Origin of the sequence: Endozoicomonas sp. ALB115 (genome assembly GCF_049310245.1) — a bacterium.
GTDB lineage: Bacteria > Pseudomonadota > Gammaproteobacteria > Pseudomonadales > Endozoicomonadaceae > Endozoicomonas.
This window is the reverse complement of the sequence record NZ_JBLYZG010000002.1, coordinates 21,440-48,048: the sequence shown is the minus strand read 5'-3', so window position 1 is coordinate 48,048 and position 26,609 is coordinate 21,440. Positions and strand designations below refer to the sequence as shown.

Genomic DNA, 26,609 nt, shown 5'->3' with positions numbered 1-26,609 from the left:
CCTGAACACAGAGCAAAAAATTCATTCAAAAATATTTTTTAGATTAAAAAACCAATAAAAAGTCATATTCAAGATAAAATCCTGTGAAAATTGATGTTAAATATTGTTATATCCCAATTTAATAGGATCATGGAGTTGAATATGCGGATAGGTATTCCCAAGGAAATCAAGAATCACGAGTACCGCGTAGGCCTGACCCCGGCTGCTGTTAAAGAGCTGGTTCACAACGGACACGAGGTGTTTGTTGAAGACCATGCCGGTAATGGCGTCGGTTTCTTCAATGAGGACTATCTGGCCTCAGGTGCCACAATCCTGGACACGGCAGAAGCGGTTTTTCAGGCAGCTGAGCTTATCGTGAAAGTAAAAGAGCCCCAGGCTGTTGAGCGCACCAGACTGAAACCCCACCACACACTGTTCACCTATCTGCACCTTGCACCAGATGTGCCACAGACCACAGAACTGATCAATTCCGGGGCAACCTGTATCGCTTACGAAACCGTAACCGATGCCCGGGGTCGTTTGCCACTGCTGGCCCCCATGTCTGAAGTGGCCGGGCGCATGTCTATCCAGGCCGGTGCACGATGTCTGGAAAAATCCATGGCCGGACGCGGCATGCTGCTTGGCGGGGTTCCCGGCGTTGAACCTGCCAAGGTGGTCATTATCGGTGCCGGGGTTGTTGGCCAGAATGCCACCGCGATGGCAGTCGGCATGGGTGCCGAGGTGGTGGTACTTGACCGTTCAGTGGATGCCCTGCGCTGGCTGGATGCCCAATATGGCAACCGTGTGCGTACCGTATACTCCACTTCCCAGTCTATTGAGCAGCATGTGCTATCCGCTGACCTGGTCATCGGCAGTGTTCTGCTGCCCGGAGCAGCAGCGCCAAAGCTCATCACCCGGGAGCTGGTTAGCAGGATGAAATCAGGTTCTGTTATTGTCGATGTGGCCATTGATCAGGGTGGCTGCGCAGAAACTTCCGTGGCGACTACCCATGCCGAACCGACCTTTATCGTTGATGAAGTGGTGCATTACTGCGTTGCCAACATGCCCGGGGCGGTCGCCCGTACTTCTACCCTGGCACTGAACAATGCAACATTGCCTTATGTTCTTCAGATTGCCAACAAAGGTACTCGCAAGGCCCTGGAAGACAATCCATACCTGTTGGCTGGCCTGAATGTTTGCCGGGGTGTTGTTACCTGTGAAAGCGTTGCTCAGGCACAAAACCTGCCTTACAAAGCAGCAGCCCTGGTGCTGACTGAGATTTAACCGGCGCTGAAATTCATGTCTGATGGTTGCTGACTCCGGGTTACATCTCCACATCTGTCGAATGATCAGGGGTGTGGAGGCGTGACCGGGAGGCAGCACTTTTACAAGTGGCTCCCTGAGTCCTGCCGCTCATCCCTGAAAACCCGCACACTCTGTCAAAAATCAGTCTTACTGACACCTGCCCAAAAGATTTTCCAACAGGCTCCTGCAACGGGAAAGCACAACACTATACTCAGTAGAAATTCCCATTAAAGGGAATCAAACATCATTAAACACCATGGATGGAGAATTACCATGATAAGGCAACTCAAAATAACCGCCCTTCTGACAGCAGCCCTTCTGACAACAGCCTGCGGCTTAAAGCAAACCAGCAGTGAAATGGCCGCCAGTGATTACCAATCAACCAACAGCGTTTTCGACTGTGACTTTGGTCCCTTCTGTGCTTTTGCGGAAAAGCCACCCGAGGCCATATATTTTGATTTTGGAACTTCGGTTCTGGATATGGAAGATCGCAAGTTACTCGATACGGTGGCAGAACAGATGGGTGATTCCAGGCGTATCGAACTCACGGGCTATACCTGCAAAATTGGTTCAAGCCGGGCAAACCAGAATCTTTCTGAGAGTCGGGCCCTCGCTGTAAAAGCGTACCTGATGCATAAAGGTATAGAAGAAGAGCGTATTACAACGTCGGGTAAAGGCAAACACAGCCCTGCTACCCTCAACAGCAAAGGAAGCGACCGTTCGCAGAATCGTCGGGTTGAAATGAGGATCTTTCGTTAATCGTTTCTGATTTGATTGGACTACACGGTTAGCGATCTTCAAAAAGGTACCGGTCAACCGGTACCTTTTTTATGTACAGTATCCTGAAAATGCAGGAGCAATACTCCGCAAACACCTAGTACATGCTTTCAATGCGTTTGACGGTTTGTCGTGCCTCCGCACTCCGTTCGTCCTGAGCCTGTCGAAGGGCGGAAGCTCCGGAGTCTGATAGATTGTGCCAAGCACCCTTCGACTCCGCTCAGGGTGAACGGAGATTGTACACGTCAAACTCATTGAAACCATGCACCAGTGCGGCAAAGCGTTAATACCCGTACACCCCGTTCATCCTGAGCTTGTCGAAGGATGGTGCCACCGTACTTCGACAAGCTCAGCACGAACGGTGTGGGTATCAACGCTTAGTACGCTAAAGCGTCATTACCTTCAACAGATCCAGCGCACTGATTACCCCCTTCAGTGAGCGATCCCTGGTGACCATAACCCGGTGAATACGCCCTTTAACCATCGCTTCAGCGACGTGGATCAGCGGTGTATCCGGAGACACTTCAAACACCATCGGCGTCATAATATCATTGACCAGAACGGACTGATCCACCAGATCATGAAACGAGCGCTGATCTTCCGGTGACAGTGAATCGTCGATCATGGTGCTGTAAAAATCATCATCCCGCCTGGCCAGATCAACCAGACCACTGTCTGCATGCCGGACAATATCGGAAAATGACACAACGCCAATCAACTGTCCGGCATTATTCACCACCGGCGCACCGGAAATGGCCTTATCCGTCAAAAAGCGCGCCAACCGATCCACTGACCAGTCAGAGGGAACAGTCATCACCTTCTGACACATGATTTGTTCAGCCGTCATGCTAACTAAGGGGTTGTCATTATTCATATCCCTGGCTCCCGGAAGAAACACCGTCGGGATCAGTATGACCTATTGCGGTAAACCACTATCTTGACCCAGATCAATATTCAGGGAGAACAGAGAGTAACCGTCACTGTGCCATCACCCCCGGTTAAGCTGAAGCAGCTTATGGGAATGCCACTCCCCTTCCCACAGGTTTATGACCTGTTTAAAACCGACGTCTTCTGACCATTGCCGAAACGTCTGCACCTCTTCCGGAAAGTCACAGTCCGTAATATGAGCACTCAATGCCTCCAACTCCTGAACTGACATGGCTATCCAGTTGGAATGCATATAAGCCAGATAATTTGCAAGGTATCGCTGCCGGGATTCGCCGGGCTGTAAAAATACATCGTAGATAAACATCACCCCATGCTCTCGAAGACAGCGATAAGCCATCTCCAGGCACCGTTTTTTATCATCAAACGACAGGTGATGGATACAAAACCCGGCGAGAATAATGTCAAACTGACCATCACAGGACGATAAAAAATCCATCATATCCTGACAGTCAAGTTGAAACGCCACATCCCTGCCGTTAAAACGCCGGGTCAAAACCTCAAGAGCCGCAGCAGAACTATCAACGCCCCGATACGCATTGACCGTCAGCTCCGGTAGCAGCTGGAAAAACACCTCGGCATCGCCACAGCCCAGATCAAGAATATCCGAACCTTGCGGCAGCGGCTCTATCTGCCTGAGGATATGGTCAGCAATACTGTTGTGCCCCATGTAGCCCTGGTCAACAACGGTTCGATAGGTACGCCACTGCTGGAAGAAATTGTCCATGCTGTTAGTCTTTTTAGATCGGGTGATCAACCAAGCATAGACGAACACACAGCGGTTACGCCCCATTCAATAAGCGTTACAATCAGGCCAGACGAATAAAGGCATGGAGTGAATGCTTGCATGAAAACACTGGTTGTCTTTGCCCACCCGGTTCCTGAGAGTTACAACGCCAGCATCTTGCAGGTGGTGTCTGATGAGCTGAGGGCAAAATCATTTGAGGTACAAACGCTGGATCTCTATCAGGAAAATTTTGAGCCCAGAATGAGCACCGCCGAGCGAAGAACCTATAAGGACAGGGACAACACCGCTACTGTCGAGAACTATGTGCAACAACTGCAATGGGCTGAAGCCCTGATCATGATCTATCCCACCTGGTGGATGGGACCGCCGGCCATCCTGAAGGGCTGGCTGGATCGAGTCTGGCTTCCCTCGGTCGTGGCCGATTTTGGTCCGGATGGGGTAAAGCCAAAGCTAACCAACCTGAAGAAGATTCTGATCATTACCACCCAGGGCGCATCCCGCTGGCGGATGGCCCTGATCGGTAACCCACCCCGCAAAATGATGAAACTGAGCCTGAAGGCCGTCACCCAATGCAGGGATATTGACTGGCTGACCCTGTACCGCATGGATAAGATTGCCAAACCCCGGTTAAGCCAGTTTCTGGACAAAGTCCGCCAGAAAATCAAACACTTTTAGTCATCCACCACTGACAGGGATGGCACGGCCGGGGCCTGCTGATGACGTAACCACAGTTTTGCCGTCATGTGCCTGGCCATATCCCGGTAGATCATGGCGATCTGTGATTCCGGTTCAGAAACAACCGTAGGCGCGCCCTGGTCTGCCTGTTCACGAATCATCATGGAAAGAGGCAGGGAGCCCAAAAGGTCGATTTCAAACTGATCAGCGATACGGCTTCCCCCACCTTCACCAAACAGATGCTCGGTATGGCCACAGTTTGAGCAGATATGAACCGCCATATTTTCCACCACGCCCAGAACAGGCACACCAACCTTGCGGAACATCTCCACACCTTTTCTGGCATCAATCAGCGCCAGATCCTGAGGTGTTGTCACCACCACACTGCCGGAAACCGGAATTTTCTGAGCCAGGGTTAACTGAATGTCACCGGTGCCCGGAGGCAGGTCAATCACCAGGTAATCCAGGTCATGCCACATCGTCTGAGTCAGCAACTGAATCAGGGCACCACTGACCATGGGGCCACGCCATACCACAGGGGTATCTTCGGTCACCAGAAACGCCATGGACATCACCTGGATACCATGGGCCTCAATGGGCACGAAAAATTTCTCATTCTTCACGTCCGGCCGGGTGCCATCGGCAATACCAAACATCTGCCCCATACTCGGGCCATAGATATCGGCATCCAGAATACCCACCCGCGCACCTTCTGCCGCCAGTGCCAATGCCAGATTTGCTGCGGTGGTGGATTTACCCACCCCACCTTTACCGGAAGCCACGGCAATGATGTTCTTCACACCGGCCATGGTTTCCAGCTCACCCTGAACCGGTGCCGGATCCACTTGCCAGTTGACCGAAACATCGACCGACGCAACGCCATCAACATCTTCGATTTTACTGGCCAGCATCTGGGCCACCCCATGACACAGGCCTTTGGCCGGGTAACCCAGCACCAGTGAGGCGCTGACGTTGCCATGGTCAATGTTCAGGGATTCAAGACAGCCAGCATCCAGCAAATTGTTTTTCAGGTAAGGGTCCTGATAGCTGCGGATCGCCGCTTCAATATCGGCTCGGCTTGGATTCATGGCCACACTCCAGTCGGCGGGAAAATAATATTCGGTTTAATGAGGGTTTGAGGCGAGAAATTCAAGAGGCCAGCTTTGCGTACACATCACCGCGCAGGATTTACTGCCAATACTGTTCAGTCGATTCACGGAGTTCAGGGCTCCCTGCATTGCATCAGGGATGATTCAGTATCAGCCCTGGTCAAACACTGTCCTTAACCGATCCCGGGCTGATGCCCCATTATCCGGATCAATACCCTGGGAAATCATCGTCTCCCGCTGATGCTGTTGCGCCGCCTCTTCTGCCAGACGGGTGACTTCTTTACTGCGACTATCTTCAATCCCTTTCAGGATACTGGCCTCCAGATCTTCACCTTCCAGTACCCGGTTGCAGAGTATTTCATAGTTTCGCTCAAATACCGGAAAAGCGATCCGCTGTTCTTCACTGCGCAGCATCATCCAACCGGTTTCACGGGCGGCAAGATAGACCGCAATATGCGACCATGGATAGTCTCTGTGCTGGTGCGGGGCATAACAGGCCTCATAATAAGCCTGCAGGGGCTCTTTTAGCCCCACTTCATCGTATCGCAGCTTGCACTGCTCACGGATATCACTGAGATCGGGAAAAAATTTAGCGGTATCAAGCGCCTTTTTTGCCGCCATCAAAATACGACGGGGGCTGAATTCCTGCAGAGAGTTTTTCCAGACCCGCTTGGCTCGGATGATATCTTCATGGGTTTGGAAAGCCCGCTTGAACTTCAGGGGATAAGCATCTTCCAGTAGCGTGAAAACCGCATTAATGGCATCAACATGATCGGCCCCGGAACGGGCCTGTTGCGTACCAGGTCCGGACGCTGCCGGATCACAGGCCGCAGGCGCTTGTTGAGCGATGGAGCGCTGATCACTCGCAGTCTTCGAACTGGAAGCCGTCGTCCCAGCTCCGGTCTGTAAGCTTTTCAGCTGTTGATCGATGAGATCTTTGCCCTGTTTCACTTTGATTCCGCTTCCACTGGTAAATGACGTGGGATTTGAACTTGTTCTGCCAGGCTTTTCGCGCCTCACCCGTTTCATGCCAGTACAACTTGAAATCAACCAGCTGGGTAGCAATAAATTCCAGGGGTATGCCCTGATGGGCCTGGAGAAACTCCAGAATTTCCCGGGATGGAGCAAAATCTTCCGGCAAAGGCTGAACCCGGGCCCCCTCACGGATGACAGGCTGAGCCTGACCAAACACAGGATGCTCTTCCTGCTTGCGGGTATCCGGCTCAATTTCCCAGGGTAATGCGCCCGCATTGCGTCGGCGAATGTAGTGTTTGTTCTCGTCAGTCATGTAATCAACAATACCTGCCTTCCCGTTTCTGGTCTAGCTTGATCAATGATATCACCCTGTTTGCCATACGGTTTCATAAACACAGAAAAAGCGACACAGGAATAACCATTGTCAGCCCGGACAGGGAAGTTTGCTGCCGAAGCCATGACATGGCAATGAGTAAAGGACACAAAAACCATCAGCACTGGCTCATGACAAATTAGCGCACTCGAACCAGAGTGCTTGTGAGGCCCACGGGTCTCCTGATGAATGTAAGCCCATGTCTTGCTGACATTATTTTATCAACGATTGCCTCGAAACATAATTAAAAAATTCATGATAAAAAACCATCTTTGTACGGCCGTAGATCACTAATATAATCATCAGTTGCAAAAATTAGCGCCTTGATTTCAAAAGAATTAAAAAATACGAATATTTACTTAGCGAGAAAATAGTCAACTCAGGAAACTTTCAAACGGTCTCAATGATCTGAAGAGGAGGTTTTTAATCAGGAGAGTGAGAATGGACCTACAATACCCAGGTTCAGGTTACGATCATACGATCCACCGTCCCCGTGAGCAGAACCTTCCCCATTCGGCCACTGCGTCGTCCCGGGAAGAAGCAAAAACGCTTTACCACGGCATGAAGACTGATAAATTCTCGCCTGATTCTGATACTCTGCAACTCTCTTCTCACCTGCATCCCTCAGCAGAGGGACATGCCAAACAGCTTCCGACCAGAAAGCGGAAAATCCCGGATCAACACTATCAGTCAGCTTTCACACTGAACACCAATAAGAAGAGCACCAGCCAGTCGTTTTCTGCCCTTCTCGCCAGGGCAGACGAACAGGCTGAACGTTTAAGGATTTTATTAGAAGGACACACAGCGTCGCTGCCACGTTTACGGGAGCATCGTGCTGACCAGCCTCAATCCTCCCTCAGCAGCCAACCGGTCAGGGCAACTGAAATCAAACCGATACGCCAACAGAGCCTCGAAACGCACATCACTGAACCGGACATCACCGGGCTGTCATCATCAGAAACATGGGCGGAACTGACCGTTCAGGATGCTCCAGCTGCTGCCTCACCGTTTGAACAGCCTGATGCCGACACGGCGGAAGCACCATCAGGCTCAACCGACAGCACTTTACAAAACCAGCTCTCACAGGATGACCAACTCAGTACCTCCTCATCCGCATCTTCTACAGAAGGTGTCTATGAAATTCAGGAATATCCAGTTGATATAGAGACAGACCAGGGATCACCAGGAAGTCCCGTGGAGCAGTTTGTAACCGCGCATGAGTTTTTCAGTCAAGAACAGTATCAGTCTGGGCCTGAAACCAGCGGCAGTGACGATAGTGGTCATCTCGAAGATGAAGTCATAACCAGAGATTCCGCGAGTTATCTGCCATCCATGGATATCACAACCGGACCAGCAGCTGCAGATCAGAATCCGATTACCCAAACCATAACGCACAGCCTTGAAAGTAAAGTGGGTGAGTTGGAAATCAGCGGGGCTGATAAAGAAGATGACGATGCAACAGCAATCAATGACACACCTGAGAAAACGGGCACCCAACCGGATAAAGCCTCAGTGCTTCCATCGTTGAGTGATTCTGCCACAGAGACTGACAGTTTGGCGGAAACCCAATTGAGCCCTAAAAATGAGGATGATATTCAGCTAACCTCTGAATCCATGCAAAAAGAAAAGCCTGTCTACAAGAAACTCACAATCAGTGTTGTATCTGTGGCCAACCCCCACCTTAAACCGGCAAAAAAAACACCTGAAAGACTGGACACCAACCAAAGCACCAGTGCTCAGGATACCATAGCCCCAAAAGCCAGAAACCCAAAAGCCAGAAAAAAGTCGGTTAGATGGGCCCCATCGGTGGAACAACATCACTCCACCTCCGTTCAAACAGAAACTCAAAAACCGCAGGCAGAGCCTTTGAGAACCGGGTCCGCATCCATTTCCAGTCCGGCAAAGTCTGTGATCGGAGCAAAAAAAGCAGCAACCGTGGGTACGCCATCGGAATTATCCGACGGACCCCGCACCCGCAGTATTAAAATCACCTACGAGTACCGAAGGAGACATTACGAAGTTTACAAACAGACGTTTTCACCAGACACGCCCCTGGACGTTATTCAACAGCGAGTGAATGCTGAAATCAGCAAATTTAAAAACTCGGGGTACAAAAGTCAGTACCCCATACGGGCCGAGCTCAGCTCTGTGATAAAAGATCTTCCTGATAGCAAAAGAACGATGTCAGTGGATGTGCCAGGGTCCAGGAACGTAGATCGTCAAGATTCTGCTGCTACTCCATCCTATGAGCAAAAAACAGCATCACTGTTTGATCAACTGAAAAACGCTGAAGCCGAGTCGGATTTTTACTAAACGTTGTTATTTTCCTGAAATCTGATGTCAAAGGACTGATCAGATACTCAGGAGCACCAAAAAGTAGTTAACCAGCAGGGAGGTAAATGATGATCGTCAACGATCGAACTTTTCACGAATAGGCTTTCCTCTGGACAGTTTGTATAATGCCGCATTCCCGTTTTTTTATCCGACCATCAAGACAGAATCGAATGAGCCAACGCAAAATACTTGTCACCAGTGCCCTGCCCTATGCCAACGGCCCTTTACACATGGGGCATCTGGTGGAATACATCCAGACTGATATCTGGGTTCGTTTCCAGAAACTGTCTGGCCACCAATGTACCTACGTTTGTGCTGATGATGCCCATGGCACCGCCATCAGCCTCCATGCGGAAAAACAGGGCATGTCACCGGAAGAGTCCGTGGCTCGCATTAACATCGAACGGGTTCGCGATTTTGGTGAGTTCCATGTGGCATTTGATAATTATTACTCCACCCACTCGGAAGAAAACCGCAAGCTCTCAGAAGCGATTTACCTGGCTCTGAAGGAACAGGGCCATATTGTCAGTCGCAATATCATTCAGGCTTATGATCCTGAGAAACAGATGTTTCTGGCCGACCGTTACATCAAGGGTGACTGCCCGAAATGTGGTGCCTCTGATCAGTATGGCGACAACTGTGAAGCCTGTGGAGCGACCTACTCACCGGCAGAACTGAAAAACGCCCGGTCAGCCATTTCCGGAGCCGCCCCCGTTGACAAAGAGAGTGAGCATTTCTTCTTTAAACTCTCGGATTTTGCTGACTTCCTGAAACAGTGGACCCGCTCTGGCACCATCTCCGAGGAAATTGCCAACAAACTGGCGGAGTGGCTGGATGCCGGCCTGCAGGACTGGGACATCTCCCGTGATGCGCCTTACTTCGGCTTTGAAATCCCCGGAGAAACCGGTAAATACTTCTATGTATGGCTGGATGCGCCCATTGGTTATATGGCGGCATTTGAAAACCTCTGCCAGCGCCGCGATGACCTGAACTTTGATGAGTACTGGCAGAAAGACAGCCAGTGCGAGGTGCACCACTTTATTGGCAAGGACATTGTCAACTTCCACTGCCTGTTCTGGCCTGCCATGCTCCACGGTACCAACTATCGCACCCCAACCCGTGTGAATGTGCATGGTTATCTGACCATCAACGGTGAAAAGATGTCCAAGTCCCGTGGCACATTCATCACCGCCCGGACTTACCTGGAACACCTGGACCCTGAGTATCTGCGTTATTACTACGCCGCCAAACTCTCCAACCGTATTGATGACCTTGACCTGAATACCGATGACTTTATCCAACGGGTAAACTCGGATCTGGTGGGCAAGGTGGTCAATATTGCCAGCCGTAATGCCGGTTTTATCAATAAGCGTTTTGGCGGCAGGCTTTCTTCTGATAACAGTGCACCGGAACTCACCGCCGACTTCCAGGAAGCGGCACAGCGTATTGCCGGGCACTATGAAGGTCGCGAATTTGGCAAGGCGATGCGTGAGATCATGGCCCTGGCAGACAAAGCCAATGCCTGGATTGACGAAGTGAAGCCATGGGTAGTTGCCAAAGAACAGGGCAACTCTCTTGAGAAAAGACAGGTTCTGCATGACATCTGCAGCACCGGCATCAACCTGTTCCGACTACTGATGATCTATCTCAAGCCGGTACTGCCAGCCATGACGGTGAAAGCGGAGGCCTTCCTCAATGTTGCCCCTCTCACCTGGCAGGACAGCCAGACGCTGCTTCTGGATCACAACGTCAATAAATTTGAACCATTGATGACCCGTGTCGAAGCCGATAAAGTAGCATCCATGATCGAAGCCAGTAAGGAGGTCCTGGCCCAGATGGAATCATCCAATAAGCCAGCTGAAACGTCTGCTGTTTCTTCTGAATGGTTAGAGAAAGATCCTGTTGCTGACGAAATCACCTTTGATGACTTCGCCAGAGTTGATCTGCGTATCGCCAGAATTGTCAACGCTGAACTGGTGGAAGGGGCGGGCAAACTGCTGCGTCTGACCCTGGATATTGGCGAACCCGAGCCTCGCAATGTCTTTGCCGGCATCAAGTCTGCCTATGCACCAGAAGCCCTGGTGGGCAAACATACGGTTATGGTGGCCAATCTGGCTCCACGTAAAATGAAGTTTGGTGTGAGTGAAGGCATGGTATTGGCCGCAGGCCCCGGCGGTAAGGATCTGTGGATTCTTGAGCCTCACGAAGGCGCTCAGCCTGGCATGCGTGTGATGTAATCGTCCTCAGCCATAGAATTAGAGCGTAGCCCGACAGCTGCGCTCTTAAGTCCATATCACCGGGCTGATTATCACGATATCCGCTCGATCTCCTTTTCTTATCCGCCCGGCCTCGATACCAAACCACTGAGCCTGATCCCCGGTAAAACTCCAGTCTTTTTGTCCAGCCAGCACGCTGACCGAAACCAGATCGGTTGGTTCTCAAACATCAGCGCATTGAAAACCAGTCGTTTTCCCGGTTGCATCAGATAAGGTGATCACAGCAAATGAAACTGAACCCGATCCTACCAACACGGTCACACTGCTTCCCATGAACTTTTTCTTCAGAAACCTGTCTTAAAAAGGTGGCTGTTTGACACTCAACAACATACCAATCACAAGCTTAAAGGAATAAGAGTATGCAGAGCTCTAAAATAACAGCGAACAATGTCGGTGCAGCTTTCGAATTGCGGACTTACGGTAGCAATTCCGGCAACACTTACCTCCTGTTACATGTCTTCCAGGTCCAGGAAGACCGTTACCGATTTTTTGCTGGCAAGTCAATCAACGATAAACTCCACAAAGTTCCGGTAACCTTTTCCAGGGCTGACACCTGTCATATTCCTTTACAAAACACCCTCACCCAGTTTCATGTACGTCCGATCGAAGATATTAAATCTCTGTTCCCTCAGGAAGACTCAAAGCCACCGCACGAGTTAAATCACGCCATTAACCAGGATCACCAATACGCCATACCATTGAAGTTTTAAAGATGAATACCAATAATAAAGTTGGCCAACCTAATGACTATAACGCTTTAGCTTTTGAGACCAATGATCCGACAGAAAATGGTACCAGCCATGGTGTCACCACTGTTCCTGCCCGGGACTGCTTTCCATTACTGGCCATGCCAAGTGAACCTTTATTACGGATTTTGGGTTATTTATCACACAGAGATATTGTGGCGATAGAAAAAACCTGTCTGGATTTAAGGAATTTAGCCACCAGTATTCTGACCGTCAGGAGCCAGGCATGGTACGCACAGTTCGAGACATCACAAAAGCAGCAATTCACCCGGATCGCGAAAAACATCAGTCAACATAAACTGAAAGCCTGGCTTATGCAGTTTACCCGTGATGAAGTGCTGGTCAGCCGTCTTTGCAGCCAGCTGGCCGGGGAGGCGACGGACGACCTTGAGGCCTGCAACCCGGAAAAGATAACATCGTTCCCTCAACGCCTGTTTTACCGGGTGGCTAAACTCATGTTTGACTTTCCAGCCTTTAACCCGGCTTTAGTATCAGACATTCAGTGCAAGTCCTTTAAATCCGACCTGTGCCTGCTCACTCCCAGTGATGTCAGCTACCTGGTAACCAACTGTGATAGTGCCGATTGCTGTGCAAAAATTCATATCCTGTCAGCGAAGAACCTTGACCACAGGGAGATCTCCATTCATCGCTGGGGCTGCGTCAGGGCGGTCTCCCTCAGCGCTGATAAACGCCATATAATGAGCCGCTGTGGCTACCGGGCGGTAAAAATCTCCAGCCGTACTGCCACTGACTGCTGGGCAGGGCAACTCTTCGTTGCCCATGAAAAGGAGATCGTATCGGCCACCTTCAGCCCCGATAGTCGCCATGCAGTGACGGCCAGCGAAGATATGAGTGCATACATCTGCTCAGTGGATCAAACTGGCTGCTGGGCATCAACAGCGAGGATTACCCATGAGGGGATTGTTAATTCAGCTGAATTCAGCCCTGATAGCCGCCTGCTAGTGACTGCCAGTGATGATCACACCGTAAAAATCCATGAGTTTGCCAACGGCACATGGCTGACAAGAACCACCCTGAACCATAATGGCAGGGTGTTCTCAGCCAGGTTCAGCCCGGATGGCAACCATATCATCACCGTCAGCCTTCATCAGAATGGCGGCCAGACAGCAACGATTTACAGCGTTAATGCCGATGGCCGTTGGACAAAAAAAGCCGACATCACCCACTCAGAACGGATTTGGACAGCTTTCTTCAGCCCTGACAGCAGACATGTCGTGACGGCCAGTAGTGATCATACCTGCAAAATCTTCAGTTGTGACACCGGCAACAATTGGCAGTTTAAAGCGGTTATTCACCATACCGGGCGGGTTAGATCTGCCCACTTTAGTCCCAATAGTCTCCTGATAATAACAGCCAGTGATGATTGCTCGGCGAAAATCTACGAGTTTGATGTAGACCACAGGAGTTGGTCACAGCAATATTCCATTACCCATAAACGTCAAATCACCTCCACCCAATTCAGCGCTGATAGCTGCCGAATTTTGACCCTGTCCGGAAACAACTCAACAAAACACAGCGTCAATCACCAAGCCAGAATCCACTCTCGTAATGCCAGTGGCCAGTGGTTGCAAATCGGCAATATTGTACCAGAAAGCGGGGTTCAATCAGGTCAGTTTAACCACGATGGCTCCCATGTTGCCATCTGTGACTGTAGCGGCAACGCTCTGATCATTGGCATTGAGGCTGATCGCAAAGAGTTACAGGTAAAAGCCTCCCTGCACCACTCTTACCGGCTCGGCCTGGCAGAATTCAATGCCAACAGCAGCCATATCGTCACCATAAGCCTTGATACCACGCAATTTAAAGTCTGGTGCCTGTATGGGAAGGATTTAGCGCCACCGTCGCCCTCGAAAATTACCTGTTTGCCGTTGCCGCCTCCATGCAAAAAAAGTCCGCAAGCTGATCCACAGTTAAATGATTAAAGACTGTCTGAGCATAGCGCCCGTGGCGAGGTGGCATTCATTAGCAGGGCTTATTTGCTATTCTTCCGGGTCAGCCGATCACACTGAGTCGATTTCATCCTGAGTCAGATAGCGCCACTCCCCGGGCCTCAGAGATACATCAAGGCCAATATCCCCAACCTGTTCGCGATGCAGACTCACCACTTTATTGCCAATGGCCGCAAACATACGCTTAACCTGATGATATTTACCCTCAGTAATGGTCAACAATACCTCTGAGGGTGTCAGAACTTTCAGCAAGGCAGGCTTGGTCGGTGCTTTCTCACCTTTCAATTCAATACCGCTGGCAAACCGCTCAATCAGTTCTGCGGTCTTATCTTCTGGCAGAGGGTCGGCTAATTGCACGCGATAGCGCTTGCCACACACTTTTACGGGCGAGGCCAAGCGATGGGACCATTGCCCATCATCGGTAATCAATACCAGCCCTGTCGTATCTGCATCCAGGCGGCCAGCGATATGGAGTGAATAAGCCTTGGGAATATCCAGCAACGAGAGAACCGATGGATAGACCTCATCCACATTGGAACAGAGCGTATCTTCGGGTTTGTTGAGCATGATATAGCGCAGCCCGCGAGCTTTGACCAGCTCACCCAGCAAACGGACTTCACAGGTATCCGGCACTTTGAAGGCACTGTTTTTTACCACAATGCCATCACAGGTCACTTCACCTCGGTGCAAACATTTTTTGGCATTGGCACGTGAGAGTTCGGTACTTTCGCAGAGGTATTTATCTAAACGCATTCGGGGAAGACTATGCCTGAAAAACGGGATGTTAATATCAAAGGAGCGTTATAGCCAGTAACAATGCAGGGAGTTGGGTAACTGAAACCCCATTGCTTCAGCCACCGCAAACCACTCACTATTTATGAATTTTCACATATTGGCTTTCCAAGTCATCAGTCATAGAATACTTCACCATTTATCTCCCTTCTAGAAAACCGTATTTCACCTATGGTCGAGGAACTCCCCATTGCTTTTTTCTGAGCTGGCTCTCCATGAACGGGTGCAAAAAGCACTCTCTGAACTCGGGTTTGAACAGGCCACCCCGGTTCAGGAACAAACCCTGCCTCTGGCTATGACCGGCAAGGATCTGATGGTCAGCGCAGAAACCGGCAGTGGTAAGACCGCAGCGTTTCTGCTGCCCATGCTCAACCATATGCACACCACCCCTTCGCCCAAAACCAGTACCCGGGCACTGGTGCTCGTGCCTACCCGGGAGTTGGGCCTGCAGGTGTTAAAAGAGTGTGAAGCCCTGGCACGCTATACCTACATCAAGGCAGGGCTGATCGTTGGTGGTGAGGACTATCGCCATCAGGTAAACACTCTGCGGAAAAACCCCGAAATCATTATTGCCACCCCCGGCCGCCTGATTGAGCATATAAAAAACGGCAACCACGATTTCAGCGACCTGGAATACCTGGTACTGGATGAAGCGGACCGCATGCTGGATATGGGCTTCGGTCCCGATGTATTGAGCATCGTGAAAGAGTGCCATGGCGAACGCCAGACCTTCCTGTTCTCAGCAACCCTGGAAGCCCGGGGCCTGGGTGAAATGGCCTACCAGGTATTGAACGATCCTACCCGGCTGAAGCTGAACTCTGTCCAGGAAAAGCACGCCAATATCCACCAGCAGATTATTCTCTCGGACGATACCGCCCATAAAGAAAAACAGCTGATCTGGCTACTCCGGAATGAAACCTATGACAAAGCCCTGGTGTTCACCAATACCAAAGCCCGGGCTGAGGAGTTTGTCGGCAAAATCCGGGTTAAAGGCCTGAAGGTCGGCGTACTCCACGGGGATATGGACCAGCGGGAGCGCAAGCACGTTATGCGCCTGCTGCTGGATGGCAAGATCAACATTCTGATTGCTACCGATGTGGCAGCCCGAGGCCTGGATATCAAAGGTGTGGAACTGGTTATCAACCTGGAAATGGCCCGTAACGGTGATGACTATGTCCACCGGATTGGCCGTACCGGACGTGCCGGAGAACAGGGGCTGGCCATCTCCCTGATTGGACCGGACGAATGGAACCGGATGTCGGGTATTGAACGCTACCTCCGGCTGCGGTTTGAGAAACGCACCATCAAAGAACTGCCGGGCAGCTATAAAGGCCCCAAAAAGCTGAAAAGTTCTGGCAAAGCCGCCGGCAAGAAAAAACCGGCCGGTAAAAAAGGCGCTGGTAAAAAACAACCGGCGGATAAACAACGTCACCGGGAGCAGAAGAACGTGGGCAAACGTCGTACACCGGCGGCCGAAGCCAAACCCACCACTGCAACCACCTCAACCGATTCCGGTTTTGAACCACCCAGGCGCAGGAAATAATACACATGAGCAATAACCTACCTTTTTCCGCTCTTGGGCTGGATGAGTTGCTGATTCAGGCCGTCAACGAAGCGGGCTACCAGAATCCCACCCCGATTCAGGCCAAAGCGATTCCCATGGCTTTAACTGGCCGTGACCTGATGGCATCTGCCCAGACCGGCACCGGTAAAACCGCCAGTTTCACCTTGCCAATCCTGCACCGGCTGGCGCAGATGAGAGCCAGGAAAGCCATCCGCGCCTTGGTACTGGTCCCTACCCGGGAACTGGCCATTCAGGTTGATAATAGTTTCCAGACCTATGGCAAGCACACGGCTATCAAGACAGCTGCCGTCTATGGTGGCGTAGATATTGACGATCAGTTGCCGGTTCTGAAAGAAGGCGTTGATGTCCTGGTGGCGACACCCGGTCGTCTGGTGGACATGATCAACCGGAAGCATATCCAGCTGGACAGTTTGAGAATACTGGTGCTGGACGAAGCCGACCGGATGCTGGACCTGGGCTTCCGTGACGATATTCAACGCATTGTGCAAAACGCACCTACAAAACGTCAGAACCTGTTGTTCTCCGCCACCTTTTCCAAAGACATTAAACAGCTGGCCCATGAATTCATGCGCCATCCGGTCAAGATTGAACTGGAAAACCCCAACTCTGCTGCTAACACCGTGTCCCAGTCTTTCTACCCGGTGGACCAGCAGGACAAACCGGAGATTCTCAGCTATCTCATCCATGGTGGTCGCTGGCAGAAAGTGCTGGTGTTTGTCCGCACTAAAAAAGCCGCCAACAAGGTTGCCGAGTTGCTGGCAGAAGACGGCATCAATGCCCAGCCCATTCACAGCGATAAAAGTCAGTACCTGCGTATTCGCACACTGGAAGATTTTAAGGATAACTATTTTGATGTTCTGGTAGCAACGGATGTGGCCGCCAGAGGCCTGGATATCGAACAGCTGCCGCTGGTCATCAATTATGACCTGCCCAAAGTTCCCCAGGACTACGTGCACCGCATTGGCCGCACCGGCCGCGCCGGACAAAAAGGCAGGGCTATCTCCCTGGTGAACCCGGAAGAGAAAAAGTTATTGGCCGGTATCCAGCAGCTGATCAAAAAACCACTGGAAATAGAACCTCTGCCCTACTTTGAAGATGGCGAGGTGCGTCCTGCTGAGATTGATGAGCCAGCCGGTAAAACCCGCAACAAGCGAAGCAAACCTGACCTGAAAACAGGAAAGCCTGCGATAAAACAGCGTTCGGGTAATAAATCACGCAATGGCAGCACCAGAAAGCCTTCAGGTACTGCGTCAAAGAAAAGGCCTGCTGTTTTCTCAGGGAAAAAACGGAAGTCCTGACCAGGCTGATTCATTTCAGCCAGGTGAAAAGCAATAAGCTGGGAATACCCTGCCTCTGCCGGGTATTCCCACCGTAGAAAGCGGGTGACAAAGGTCGCATACAATGGAAGATATTATTGAAGAACTGCGGGAACGGGCCCTGGATGTGTCAGTCCCACTGGAACTGCCGGATGAAGACCAGCTGGTGGAAGTGGAAGAACAGATTCTGATTCCCCTTCCCTACGAACTCCGGGAGTTTCTGCTGCACGTCAGTGATGTTATTTATGGCTCCATTGAACCGGTGACGGTTACTGATCCCCAATCCCATACTTATCTGCCGGAAGTCGCAGCCAATGCCTGGGCTGAAGGTCTGCCGAGAGAGCTGATCCCCATTTGTGAATGCAATGGTGAATACTATGGCATTTCCGAAGAAGGAGAAGTGGTTCGCTGGGCTGACGGTGAAGTGACTGACGACAGCTGGCCATCCATCTGGTTATGGGCCAGGGATATCTGGCTGGAGAGCTAATGTCGAAACGAATTCTGATCATTATGGCCATGGCAGCGGAAGCCCGGCCAATCATTGATCAATTGGGTCTCAAGGCACTGCCCGCCGATCCCCGGTTGCAAAGTCACTTCCCCCGCTTTCAGGGTGAGTTTGCTGGTAATACCATCATGATCTCCCTGAATGGCACATCCAGTGAGTACGGTGTCGACAGGATAGGCACCGAGTTTGCCGCGCTGAATACCCAGTCCGCCATTATTGAGTTTGCTCCGGAGCTGATCATTAATGCGGGCACCTGCGGTGCTTTTTCAGCCGATGCTGATATTGCAGATATCATCACTTCCGACCAGCCGGTGGTTTACCATGACCACCGGGTTCCCCTGAAAGGCTTTGACCGTTTTGCCATGGGCGCTTATCCAACCGCCTATCGCCCCGAATACTTTCAGGGTATTGAGCATAAGCTTGGAGTGGTCACCACAGGCAACTCCCTCGATATGCCGGATATCGACAGGCAGTGGATCAGGCAAAACCAGGGTATGGCCAAAGAGATGGAGTGTGCCGCCGTTGCTGCCACCGCTCATCTTTACGGCATCGACTTCCTGCCGATCAAATCCGTGACCGATCATATCGATATCGAACTGGATAATGTTGAGCAGTTTCTGAACAATCTGGGCAAGGCCAGCCAAAAGCTGAGCGAAACCTTGATCAGGGTATTAACCAATATCAAATAAAACCCGATTATTCTCCTACACCAAGACAAACATATTTGATTTCAAGATAGTCTTCGATGCCATATTTTGAGCCTTCCCGCCCGATGCCGGACTCTTTGATGCCGCCAAATGGTGCTGCCTCGGTGGAAAGGATACCTTCATTAACAGCGACCATGCCATACTCCAATGCTTCGCTGACCCGCCAGACTCGTGACAGATCACGGGAATAAAAATAGGCAGCCAACCCAAACGGCGTATTATTTGCCCGATGGATGACGTCAGCTTCTGACTTGAACCGGAACACCGTAGTGACCGGTCCGAACAGTTCCTGGTGAGCAACATCCATACTTTCATCAACACTGGTCAATATGGTGGGTTCAAAATACAGGTCTCCGACATTGGATCGGGACCCACCCATATGCACGGTAGCCCCCTGTTCTTTTGCCAGGTTAACGAGGTACGCAATTTTTTCTATTGCGCGGCTATTTATCATAGGGCCTATGTCTGTCTCTTTATCAAGGCCATTACCCACCTTAAGTGCCGCAACAGCTGCAGTGTACTTCTCCAGGAACTCATCGTAGACCCCGTCCTGTACGTAAAGGCGGTTTGTACATACACAGGTCTGGCCAGCATTCCTGTATTTTGAAATCAACGCCCCTTGCACTGCCTTGTCGATGTCTGCGTCTTCAAAGACGATAAATGGAGCATTTCCGCCCAATTCCATGGAAACTTTTTTTACCGTATCGGCACTCTGACGTATAAGATGCTTACCAACCGGCGTTGACCCCGTAAAGGAAACCTTTCGAACCAAAGGGTGCGTGGTTAGCACCGAACCAGTCTCTACAGCAGACGACGACGTAATAACATTAATCACACCCGCAGGAATTCCGGCCTGCTGCGCAAGCCTGGCCATCGCAAACGCACATAATGGGGTGTCTTCAGCTGGCTTGATAACAATAGTGCAGCCAGCTGCCAGTGCCGGTGCTGCTTTTCGAGCAATCATGGCAACGGGAAAATTCCATGGCGTTATGGCACTGACCACCCCCACCGGTTGCTTCATCGTTAAATAGCGGGCAGTTGCCATCGTAGAGGGAATGATATCACCATAGGTTCTCTTGCCTTCCTCGGCGAACCATTCGATAAAGGATGCGCCATACAATACTTCACCATATGCCTCCTTATAGGGTTTTCCCTGCTCAAGGGTTAACAGTTGAGCAAGGTCCTCCGCATACGAAGTCATGAGCTGGAACCATTTCATCAAAAGCCCTGCCCGCTCTTTGGCTGTGGTTCTTTTCCATGAACTAAAGGCCTCACTGGCTACTTCAACAGCCTGTTCAGCATCTGCTGCCCCCATATCCGGTACTTCCGCAATCTGTTGTCCGGTAGCGGGATTTGTTACCCAATAGGTGCGGCCACTTTGTGCACCAACCCACTGACCGTTAATAAATGCCTCGTTACTCTCAAAGAGAAATGGGTTCATTAGCTTGCCTCATTTTTTCTTGCATCAGTTTATAAAGTTTGATGTGTACAATCTCCGTTCACCCTGAGCGCCCTTCGGCTCCGCTCAGGATGCACGGACGAAGGGGGCTTGGCACGATCTATCGGGGGCCGGAGTTTGCGCCCTTCGACAAGCCTCAGGACGAACGGAGTGCGGAGGCACGACAACCCGTCAAACTCATTGAAACAATGTACTAAAGCAACAGCTTATCTCAGTTGAATCAGCGCATCCTGAACCCTTTTTTCTCCAGAAACGCCCTCATATGAGGCCGGGATTCTTTACCCAGCAAGGCCAACATCTCCTGAGACCAGACCCGATCCAGCTTGCCTCCGGTTCGTCGCTGGTAATAGTCTCTCATAGTTTCATCATATTCAGCCACCAGCGCCTTACTCACTGGCTGGTAATGCTCCTCCATCAGCACAGCTTCCAGCGGCAGTCTGGGTTTACACTCCGGATCCTGATCCGGGTACCCAAGGCAGAGGCCAAAAACGGGGTAGACATGTTCCGGCAACGCCAGCAAATCACTGACCTGTTGCGGGTCATTGCGCAGGCCTCCGATATAGCAGATACCCAGCCCTTCTGACTCAGCAGCGACCACCACGTTCTGGGCAAACAGGGCAACATCAACCGTGGCAATAATGAAATGCTCGGTCATTCCGTCTGCCACGGTGTTGCCCGACTGTTCACAGCACCAGCCAGAGCGATGCAGGTCAGCACAGAACACCAGAAACTCAGCCGCCTGCTGCACATAGGTCTGGCCACCGGCAAGCTCTGCCATGGCTTTGCGGGTTTCAGGGTTTCTGACCCGAATAACACTGACACCCTGCAAATTGCTGGATGTGGCGGCACTTTGGCCCGCGCTGATCAAGTCTCTCAACAAGGACTCTGCGATCGGCTGTTCCGTGAATTTGCGAATGGAGCGGTGTGATTGCAGCAGTTCAATTACCGGTTGGGTCATGGTGTTATTCTTAATCTGGCCATTATTATTCTGCACTATTGTAGCCTTGGCTGGATTTTTCAAGGCTGCCTGCCTCTGCTAGAATTCCCTTCCCGGATCTGGCTCCGGATTTACGTTTCGGACCGCTGACCAAGGACAATAAAGACAATGACACTCTCGCCTCCAGAAAACACTCAAACAGACGCTCATATCGTGGTCTGTGCCCTCTATAAATTCGTTACCCTGAAGAACTTCACCAGCCTGCGGGAACCCCTGCTCAGAACCATGGAAGCAAACCATATCAGAGGGACGCTGCTGCTTGCCCGGGAAGGCATTAACGGCACCGTGGCCAGCACCCGGGAAGGCATCAATGCGCTGCTGGCCTGGCTTAACCGGGATACCCGTCTGAACCCCATTGAATACAAAGAGTCCCTCAGTGAATCCATGCCGTTCAAAAGAACCAGGGTCAAACTCAAAAAAGAGATTGTCACCATGGGAGTGGAAGACATTGACCCACAAAAGGCCGTCGGGACCTATGTGGAACCGGCAGACTGGAATAGCCTGATCAGTGACCCTGAAGTCCTTGTGGTGGATACCCGTAACGATTACGAAATTCAGGTGGGCACCTTCAAGCACGCCATCAATCCAAAGACAGATTCCTTCCGGCAGTTTCCGCAATATGTCAATGCCAACCTGAATCCTGAAACTCATAAAAAGGTGGCCATGTTCTGCACTGGCGGCATACGCTGCGAGAAGTCCACGGCCCTGCTCAAAGAACAAGGCTTTGACGAGGTTTACCATCTGAAAGGCGGCATCCTGAAATACCTGGAAGAGGTACCGAAAGCGCAGTCACTCTGGGAAGGTGAATGCTTTGTCTTTGATGAACGGGTGACGGTGAATCATGACCTTGAGCCGGGCTCCTACGACCAGTGCAACGCCTGTCGTTTACCCATTACGGAAGCCGATAAGCAAAGTGATATGTACCAGCAGGGTGTCAGCTGCCCGCACTGTTTTGACCTGCTGAGCGAACAGCAAAAAGCACGGTTTTCGGAGCGTGAAAAACAGATGCAGCTGGCCAGGGCACGAGGTGAAGCCCACATGGGCGCAGAAGTTGCCAAGACCGTTGTCCATCGTCGTCAATTAAAGAAAGACGAACGCAGGCAACAGCAACTGAGAACCCGGGCAGGCAAAGTTAAATAGCTGAGCTATGTTTTAAGTACAGCCAAGTGGTGTTTTTTCATCAGCTGACTTGAACGGAGTGCCGCCATGGAACTCGAAAACCCCGAGAACCTCAACCCTTTTATCCTTCTGGGCATTGTCAACGAAAAGCTGAGGCTTACCTGCAACTCACTGGATCAGCTGGCCGATGAGATGGACATGAGTAAACAGGAGATCGAAAACCAGCTTCATAAAATCCGTTTTCATTATCAGTCGATCAATAATCAGTTCGTTCATGACTGACCGGTAATCGAGGGTCTGTTGAACTTGTAACAAAAAACATCAACAGACCCTAAACAAAATATTGCCACACCTGCTTTACCGATAAAGTTCCCCCCCGTACTGCATGAACCAGCAAAACAGCAAACCCCAGGGTCATCAACGGTAACAGTGGGCGCTTTTCCTCCTGGAAAAAATACCAGCCAGCCCCCATTAAACAGAGTGCCATTATCATCAGCCGGGCATCCACAGGTTCACCGGAAACCACTTCCATAAAGATCGCCAGACAACCAATCACATTGGCAATTAACCAGATGGGCGACAGCATCCCGATACTGCCCAGCAACGGAAACTTGATCAGTGCGCCACCGGTCCAGGCTTTGGGTTGCAGATCCGACGACAGGTGAAAGGCAATTCCCAGGGCCAGACCTGCGGCAATGGCTGAAAAACCGAACGCCCAAACCACCAGCGCAGGAATACAGGAATGGGTTATTGCTGAGCGGTGGGACAGCCCCGGTATCACAAAATCCAGATCCGGCAATCGGATGCCGGCAATCAGACCGGCCAGGAAAAACAGAATCTCTTCCATGAAAGCCATAGTGGGCCAAAATGGGCAAAGCTCTCTGGCTGCCAGAACCAAACCCGCCAACAGAGAAGCCTTCAGCGGTGTACTATACAACTTCATAGATCACAAAACAGACTATAAAACAGGGGGCGGGCGGACTATACCGGTTTAGCAGTAGTAAGCCCAGACCCAACGCCTTACTGACTATTTATAGTTGGCAAACCCATCGCCAAACAGAGCTTCCAGGGCTTTTTCTTCCGTTATTATTTTTTATCCGGAATTCTGAACACCATTCTACCGCACCATTTGCTTTCAATCCTGCGCTGGTAATACACTTCCCCCACTATTTTATGCATTAGCGTTGATGACTGATGACTTACAAACTCAACGACAAGCAGTTCGAATCTATTCAGAAGCTGGCTGACCATGAGCGTTATGATTACTTTCTGAAAAAAGTGGCGGACTGGGAAGAGATCTGGAGCCTGCACAGTCCCGAGGGTTGGGTAGAGCTGTCATCCAGTGATGGTGAAGAGTGTCTGCCAATCTGGCCACACCCTGATTTCGCCAAAGCCTGGGCAGTGGATGACTGGTCAGACTGCCAGCCAAAAGCCATCAATCTGGAAGTGTGGCTGGAGCGCTGGACGCCTGGTCTGGAGCGGGATAACAGCATGTTGGCCATATTCCCGGTTAATGAAGAAGAAGGGCTTGTTGTGACACCTTCTGAACTGCAGGAAGCCATTCTTGGCGAGTTGGAGCAGGGATAAGGCGTTACCCTCTTTTAACCTTACTCTTTTAACCCTACTCTTTTAACCACAGAGGCACAGAGACGGTTAGGGTGAAAGCCTTTTTTCTGTGCTCCTGCTGTTTATGACCAGGCAATAGTTCCGCTTAGGAATGTCCCGAAATAAATTCCACATTATGGACTCGATCTCCGTTCATCCTGAGTGCTGAGCTTGTCGAAGTATCGAAGGGTGATTGGCACAATACATGAGGCCGGAGTTCACGCCCTTCGACAGGCTCAGGACGAACGGAGTTTTGAAACTCAGAAATGTGGAAATTATTTCAGGACAGCTCCTTACTCAATGTGCCATATGCTGGCCTTTGATCTCGTCCGTGGCATGAGCAACCACTGTCTTCTGATCACCATTACTGAAAGTGATCGTCACCGGCACTTTACTGTTTTTGGCTATAGGCTTGTTAAGGCCCATCAACATAACATGATAGCCACCGGGCTTTAGCTCCAACCTGTCGCCCGGGTTGATGGCAAGGTTATCCACACGGCGCATTTTCATCATGCCATTGATCATTTCTGTGGTATGAAGCTCTGTTTTCCCGGCAACAGGGCTGCTCAATGAGCGAATCTGTACGGCCTGATGAGTACCATTGTAAATGGTCATATAAGCAGCTGATGAGGACATACCCGGCTTGGTAGCGCGGGCACTGGCGTTCAGTAACTGCAACGCTGGTTCAGAGTGCTCTTTTGAGTGAGCATGACTGTGCCCGCCCTGTGCAGCCATTGCAGTGTGCGCAGTCAATAGCATCATCAGAGCCATCGTACTATGTACGATTGCTCCCATAACCCTGACTGCCCTGGCATACAAAATCGTTCCGCTTTTCATTAATCAACTCCACTATTCATTAGAAGTATTATGGGAGGATAGCAATCTGCTGTGAGTTTGCTTCTAAAGGGTCCAGTTCAAAATGAACATTATATACCGCTTCTCTGGTTTCCATTTTCAGCCTGGCGATCCAGACCATGTTGCGGTCGGTGGCACAAAAGGCGATATTGCCGGTACCAGTATACAGGTCAGTTTCTGCAAAATGTCCAGATTGTTTCTGTAAATTGAATGGCATCAACCCCATGGGCATATCACGCCCGACGAACTCCATGCTGACCTTTTCAGCAGCAAGCCCTGAAACTTCTGCCCTGATAGCCAGTGGTTGCCCCGTCGGTATGGACGCCGGCAAAATATTAAGCGTGATCGAACCATTCCCTACCCTGCTCTGACACCCTTTGTACGTGTTGCAATAAGCAACCGTTTGAAACCTTTGTTTATCGACGAAATTTTCACTCTTGTTCAACAAGCGGGATCCGTAAAATACCAGCAGTAAGCCAAGTAATAATGCTATCGGAAGGAGAAGCCGGAATAAGTGCCTTGACAGGTTTTTCATCATTATTTGAATCAAAATTGACTTGCAGGTGGGCATTATAGGCTTTTTACTAACGGAAAACAGAAGAACATTCTCCTGAAATTCATTTTTAGAGGAAAAATCAGCTGTGACAAAAGAGAACGATACGCTGTCTCTGTTCGACAGCCATTGCCATCTTAATTTTTCAGTCTTTGATGAGGATCGTTTACAGGTGTTGAGTCAGGCAGAAAAGGCAGCAGTCAGTCACATCTGCATCCCTGCCACTCAACAGGTGGAATGGCCTTCCCTGATTAATGAGTCAGAATTACTGTCGCAAGTGAGTCCCGTAAGTATTGTAACGGCCCTTGGTCTGCATCCCTGGTTTATTTCTGAACATCATCCCGAACATCTGAATGTATTGGATACGCTATTACAACAACGTCCCGCCGGGGTCGTTGCCATAGGGGAAACCGGGCTGGATTTTTTTGACCGGAACACGACTCCCCAGACAAAGGCCAAACAACTCGAGCTGTTCACTGGCCAGGTTAAACTGGCCTGTCTGCACCAGATGCCACTGATTATTCATGGCCGGAAAAGTCATGATGATATTTTAAAAGTACTGCGACGATACAAACCAGAACGGGCCGGGATTATTCACGGATTTTCCGGTAGTGAACAACAGGCCGGAGAATATCTGAAGTTAGGCTTTAAGCTGGGGTTTGGTGGCGGTATCACCTACCCGAGAGCCCGTAAAACACGGCACTTGGCAGCCACTATGCCAATCGACAGCATTGTGCTTGAGACAGACGCTCCGGATATGCCATTGAATGGCTATCAGGGACAGAGAAATGAGCCGGGAAGAGTGAAACTGGTGGCTGAGTGCCTGGCCAAGCTGCGAGGAATCTCTTTGCCGGAGGTGGCAGAAGCCACCTCTCATAACTGTCGTACGCTATTCAGAATATGA

26 protein-coding genes are annotated in these 26,609 nt (G+C 50.7%); 15 read left to right on the top strand and 11 right to left on the bottom strand.

What is annotated here, in order from left to right; translation table 11 throughout:
• Positions 1–141: 141 nt before the first annotated feature.
• Both ald and ACO6VE_RS01255 read left to right on the top strand, forming a co-directional pair.
• On the top strand, positions 142–1,263 hold the full coding sequence (ald, locus tag ACO6VE_RS01260; protein ID WP_422449327.1) for an alanine dehydrogenase: 1,122 nt from the start codon (positions 142–144) through the stop codon (positions 1,261–1,263).
• Between the two features lie 294 nt (positions 1,264–1,557).
• Complete coding sequence (locus ACO6VE_RS01255) at positions 1,558–2,043, top strand: OmpA family protein (protein WP_422449329.1); 486 nt, start codon at positions 1,558–1,560, stop codon at positions 2,041–2,043.
• Between the two features lie 403 nt (positions 2,044–2,446).
• Here the strand turns inward: ACO6VE_RS01255 and ACO6VE_RS01250 are convergent, their stop codons facing one another.
• Together ACO6VE_RS01250 and ACO6VE_RS01245 are read right to left on the bottom strand one after the other, a co-directional pair.
• Entirely contained in the window at positions 2,447–2,935 is a 489-nt protein-coding gene (locus ACO6VE_RS01250; RefSeq protein ID WP_422449331.1) for a CBS domain-containing protein, read from the bottom strand.
• Between the two features lie 114 nt (positions 2,936–3,049).
• Positions 3,050–3,733: a class I SAM-dependent methyltransferase gene (locus ACO6VE_RS01245; protein WP_422449333.1), complete on the bottom strand. Its 684-nt coding sequence runs from the start codon at positions 3,731–3,733 to the stop codon at positions 3,050–3,052.
• A 120-nt stretch (positions 3,734–3,853) separates the two neighbouring features.
• On the opposite strand from ACO6VE_RS01245, the gene ACO6VE_RS01240 reads away from it, so the two are divergent.
• Complete coding sequence (locus tag ACO6VE_RS01240; protein ID WP_422449335.1) at positions 3,854–4,429, top strand: NAD(P)H-dependent oxidoreductase; 576 nt, start codon at positions 3,854–3,856, stop codon at positions 4,427–4,429.
• On the opposite strand, the gene apbC is transcribed toward ACO6VE_RS01240, so the two are convergent.
• The 3 genes from apbC to ACO6VE_RS01225 form a co-directional block, all read right to left on the bottom strand.
• Complete coding sequence (apbC, locus tag ACO6VE_RS01235) at positions 4,426–5,517, bottom strand: iron-sulfur cluster carrier protein ApbC (RefSeq protein ID WP_422449337.1); 1,092 nt, start codon at positions 5,515–5,517, stop codon at positions 4,426–4,428. The genes ACO6VE_RS01240 and apbC overlap by 4 nt on opposite strands.
• A 171-nt stretch (positions 5,518–5,688) precedes the next feature.
• On the bottom strand, positions 5,689–6,489 hold the full coding sequence (locus ACO6VE_RS01230; RefSeq protein ID WP_422449339.1) for a replication protein P: 801 nt from the start codon (positions 6,487–6,489) through the stop codon (positions 5,689–5,691).
• Positions 6,398–6,826, bottom strand: a complete 429-nt coding sequence (locus ACO6VE_RS01225) for a DnaT-like ssDNA-binding domain-containing protein (protein ID WP_422449341.1) — start codon at positions 6,824–6,826, stop codon at positions 6,398–6,400. The genes ACO6VE_RS01230 and ACO6VE_RS01225 overlap by 92 nt, the downstream gene beginning before the upstream one ends.
• Positions 6,827–7,327: 501 nt before the next feature.
• Here ACO6VE_RS01225 and ACO6VE_RS01220 point away from each other — a divergent pair.
• The 4 genes from ACO6VE_RS01220 to ACO6VE_RS01205 all read left to right on the top strand — a co-directional run bounded on the left by ACO6VE_RS01220 (position 7,328) and on the right by ACO6VE_RS01205 (position 14,185).
• The gene (locus ACO6VE_RS01220; RefSeq protein WP_422459296.1) at positions 7,328–9,199 is read left to right on the top strand and encodes a hypothetical protein; all 1,872 of its coding nucleotides are present in this window, start codon (positions 7,328–7,330) and stop codon (positions 9,197–9,199) included.
• Positions 9,200–9,390: 191 nt separating this feature from the next.
• Positions 9,391–11,457 (top strand): methionine--tRNA ligase, encoded by a 2,067-nt coding sequence (gene metG / locus ACO6VE_RS01215; protein ID WP_422459294.1) that lies wholly within the window; start codon positions 9,391–9,393, stop codon positions 11,455–11,457.
• 398 nt (positions 11,458–11,855) lie between these two features.
• Positions 11,856–12,206, top strand: coding sequence for a hypothetical protein (locus ACO6VE_RS01210; protein WP_422459292.1), 351 nt, complete (start codon positions 11,856–11,858; stop codon positions 12,204–12,206).
• A gap of 2 nt (positions 12,207–12,208) precedes the next feature.
• Positions 12,209–14,185: an F-box/WD repeat-containing protein gene (locus tag ACO6VE_RS01205; RefSeq protein ID WP_422459290.1), complete on the top strand. Its 1,977-nt coding sequence runs from the start codon at positions 12,209–12,211 to the stop codon at positions 14,183–14,185.
• Between the two features lie 78 nt (positions 14,186–14,263).
• On the opposite strand, the gene rsuA is transcribed toward ACO6VE_RS01205, so the two are convergent.
• A complete protein-coding gene (gene rsuA / locus ACO6VE_RS01200; protein ID WP_422449351.1) occupies positions 14,264–14,965 on the bottom strand; it encodes a 16S rRNA pseudouridine(516) synthase RsuA in 702 nt (233 codons plus the stop codon).
• A 229-nt stretch (positions 14,966–15,194) separates the two neighbouring features.
• On the opposite strand from rsuA, the gene ACO6VE_RS01195 reads away from it, so the two are divergent.
• The 4 genes from ACO6VE_RS01195 (at position 15,195) to ACO6VE_RS01180 (ending at position 19,099) form a co-directional block, all read left to right on the top strand.
• Positions 15,195–16,547, top strand: a complete 1,353-nt coding sequence (locus ACO6VE_RS01195; protein ID WP_422459288.1) for a DEAD/DEAH box helicase — start codon at positions 15,195–15,197, stop codon at positions 16,545–16,547.
• Positions 16,548–16,552: 5 nt separating this feature from the next.
• Positions 16,553–17,887: a DEAD/DEAH box helicase gene (locus ACO6VE_RS01190; RefSeq protein WP_422459286.1), complete on the top strand. Its 1,335-nt coding sequence runs from the start codon at positions 16,553–16,555 to the stop codon at positions 17,885–17,887.
• Between the two features lie 103 nt (positions 17,888–17,990).
• The gene (locus ACO6VE_RS01185) at positions 17,991–18,392 is read left to right on the top strand and encodes an SMI1/KNR4 family protein (protein ID WP_163370593.1); all 402 of its coding nucleotides are present in this window, start codon (positions 17,991–17,993) and stop codon (positions 18,390–18,392) included.
• Positions 18,392–19,099, top strand: coding sequence for a hypothetical protein (locus tag ACO6VE_RS01180; RefSeq protein WP_422449358.1), 708 nt, complete (start codon positions 18,392–18,394; stop codon positions 19,097–19,099). Before ACO6VE_RS01185 ends, ACO6VE_RS01180 begins: the two co-directional genes overlap by 1 nt.
• A gap of 7 nt (positions 19,100–19,106) precedes the next feature.
• Here the strand turns inward: ACO6VE_RS01180 and ACO6VE_RS01175 are convergent, their stop codons facing one another.
• Both ACO6VE_RS01175 and nfsA read right to left on the bottom strand, forming a co-directional pair.
• Positions 19,107–20,558 carry an NAD-dependent succinate-semialdehyde dehydrogenase gene (locus ACO6VE_RS01175; RefSeq protein ID WP_422449360.1) on the bottom strand — a complete coding sequence of 484 codons (1,452 nt, stop codon included), beginning with the start codon at positions 20,556–20,558 and terminating at the stop codon, positions 19,107–19,109.
• 238 nt (positions 20,559–20,796) lie between these two features.
• On the bottom strand, positions 20,797–21,534 hold the full coding sequence (nfsA, locus tag ACO6VE_RS01170) for an oxygen-insensitive NADPH nitroreductase (RefSeq protein ID WP_422459284.1): 738 nt from the start codon (positions 21,532–21,534) through the stop codon (positions 20,797–20,799).
• Positions 21,535–21,681: 147 nt separating this feature from the next.
• Between nfsA and ACO6VE_RS01165 the strand changes: the two genes are divergently transcribed.
• Positions 21,682–22,713 carry a rhodanese-related sulfurtransferase gene (locus ACO6VE_RS01165; RefSeq protein WP_422449364.1) on the top strand — a complete coding sequence of 344 codons (1,032 nt, stop codon included), beginning with the start codon at positions 21,682–21,684 and terminating at the stop codon, positions 22,711–22,713.
• Positions 22,714–22,779: 66 nt separating this feature from the next.
• Entirely contained in the window at positions 22,780–22,974 is a 195-nt protein-coding gene (locus tag ACO6VE_RS01160) for a DUF4250 domain-containing protein (RefSeq protein ID WP_101744843.1), read from the top strand.
• Between the two features lie 49 nt (positions 22,975–23,023).
• On the opposite strand, the gene ACO6VE_RS01155 is transcribed toward ACO6VE_RS01160, so the two are convergent.
• Positions 23,024–23,635 (bottom strand): hypothetical protein, encoded by a 612-nt coding sequence (locus ACO6VE_RS01155; RefSeq protein WP_422459282.1) that lies wholly within the window; start codon positions 23,633–23,635, stop codon positions 23,024–23,026.
• A 251-nt stretch (positions 23,636–23,886) separates the two neighbouring features.
• Between ACO6VE_RS01155 and ACO6VE_RS01150 the strand changes: the two genes are divergently transcribed.
• Positions 23,887–24,279, top strand: a complete 393-nt coding sequence (locus ACO6VE_RS01150; protein ID WP_422459280.1) for a DUF2750 domain-containing protein — start codon at positions 23,887–23,889, stop codon at positions 24,277–24,279.
• Between the two features lie 315 nt (positions 24,280–24,594).
• Here ACO6VE_RS01150 and ACO6VE_RS01145 read toward each other — a convergent pair whose 3' ends face one another.
• Both ACO6VE_RS01145 and ACO6VE_RS01140 read right to left on the bottom strand, forming a co-directional pair.
• A complete protein-coding gene (locus ACO6VE_RS01145; protein WP_422459278.1) occupies positions 24,595–25,134 on the bottom strand; it encodes a copper chaperone PCu(A)C in 540 nt (179 codons plus the stop codon).
• 28 nt (positions 25,135–25,162) lie between these two features.
• The gene (locus ACO6VE_RS01140; RefSeq protein ID WP_422459276.1) at positions 25,163–25,597 is read right to left on the bottom strand and encodes a hypothetical protein; all 435 of its coding nucleotides are present in this window, start codon (positions 25,595–25,597) and stop codon (positions 25,163–25,165) included.
• A gap of 196 nt (positions 25,598–25,793) precedes the next feature.
• Between ACO6VE_RS01140 and ACO6VE_RS01135 the strand changes: the two genes are divergently transcribed.
• Complete coding sequence (locus ACO6VE_RS01135; RefSeq protein ID WP_422459274.1) at positions 25,794–26,609, top strand: TatD family hydrolase; 816 nt, start codon at positions 25,794–25,796, stop codon at positions 26,607–26,609.

Bases quoted from the DNA above. Each gene is read 5' to 3' on its own strand.
- ACO6VE_RS01210 (WP_422459292.1), top strand. From the start codon at position 11,856: ATGCAGAGCTCTAAAATAACAGCGAACAATGTCGGTGCAGCTTTCGAA.
- ACO6VE_RS01185 (WP_163370593.1), top strand. From the start codon at position 17,991: ATGGAAGATATTATTGAAGAACTGCGGGAACGGGCCCTGGATGTGTCA.
- ACO6VE_RS01240 (WP_422449335.1), top strand. From the start codon at position 3,854: ATGAAAACACTGGTTGTCTTTGCCCACCCGGTTCCTGAGAGTTACAAC.
- ACO6VE_RS01190 (WP_422459286.1), top strand. From the start codon at position 16,553: ATGAGCAATAACCTACCTTTTTCCGCTCTTGGGCTGGATGAGTTGCTG.
- ACO6VE_RS01180 (WP_422449358.1), top strand. From the start codon at position 18,392: ATGTCGAAACGAATTCTGATCATTATGGCCATGGCAGCGGAAGCCCGG.
- ACO6VE_RS01175 (WP_422449360.1), bottom strand. From the start codon at position 20,558: ATGAACCCATTTCTCTTTGAGAGTAACGAGGCATTTATTAACGGTCAG.
- ACO6VE_RS01220 (WP_422459296.1), top strand. From the start codon at position 7,328: ATGGACCTACAATACCCAGGTTCAGGTTACGATCATACGATCCACCGT.
- nfsA (WP_422459284.1), bottom strand. From the start codon at position 21,534: ATGACCCAACCGGTAATTGAACTGCTGCAATCACACCGCTCCATTCGC.
- ACO6VE_RS01245 (WP_422449333.1), bottom strand. From the start codon at position 3,733: ATGGACAATTTCTTCCAGCAGTGGCGTACCTATCGAACCGTTGTTGAC.
- ACO6VE_RS01225 (WP_422449341.1), bottom strand. From the start codon at position 6,826: ATGACTGACGAGAACAAACACTACATTCGCCGACGCAATGCGGGCGCA.
- metG (WP_422459294.1), top strand. From the start codon at position 9,391: ATGAGCCAACGCAAAATACTTGTCACCAGTGCCCTGCCCTATGCCAAC.
- ACO6VE_RS01165 (WP_422449364.1), top strand. From the start codon at position 21,682: ATGACACTCTCGCCTCCAGAAAACACTCAAACAGACGCTCATATCGTG.
- ACO6VE_RS01205 (WP_422459290.1), top strand. From the start codon at position 12,209: ATGAATACCAATAATAAAGTTGGCCAACCTAATGACTATAACGCTTTA.
- ACO6VE_RS01255 (WP_422449329.1), top strand. From the start codon at position 1,558: ATGATAAGGCAACTCAAAATAACCGCCCTTCTGACAGCAGCCCTTCTG.
- ACO6VE_RS01250 (WP_422449331.1), bottom strand. From the start codon at position 2,935: ATGAATAATGACAACCCCTTAGTTAGCATGACGGCTGAACAAATCATG.
- rsuA (WP_422449351.1), bottom strand. From the start codon at position 14,965: ATGCGTTTAGATAAATACCTCTGCGAAAGTACCGAACTCTCACGTGCC.
- ald (WP_422449327.1), top strand. From the start codon at position 142: ATGCGGATAGGTATTCCCAAGGAAATCAAGAATCACGAGTACCGCGTA.
- ACO6VE_RS01155 (WP_422459282.1), bottom strand. From the start codon at position 23,635: ATGAAGTTGTATAGTACACCGCTGAAGGCTTCTCTGTTGGCGGGTTTG.
- ACO6VE_RS01160 (WP_101744843.1), top strand. From the start codon at position 22,780: ATGGAACTCGAAAACCCCGAGAACCTCAACCCTTTTATCCTTCTGGGC.
- apbC (WP_422449337.1), bottom strand. From the start codon at position 5,517: ATGAATCCAAGCCGAGCCGATATTGAAGCGGCGATCCGCAGCTATCAG.
- ACO6VE_RS01145 (WP_422459278.1), bottom strand. From the start codon at position 25,134: ATGAAAAGCGGAACGATTTTGTATGCCAGGGCAGTCAGGGTTATGGGA.
- ACO6VE_RS01150 (WP_422459280.1), top strand. From the start codon at position 23,887: ATGACTTACAAACTCAACGACAAGCAGTTCGAATCTATTCAGAAGCTG.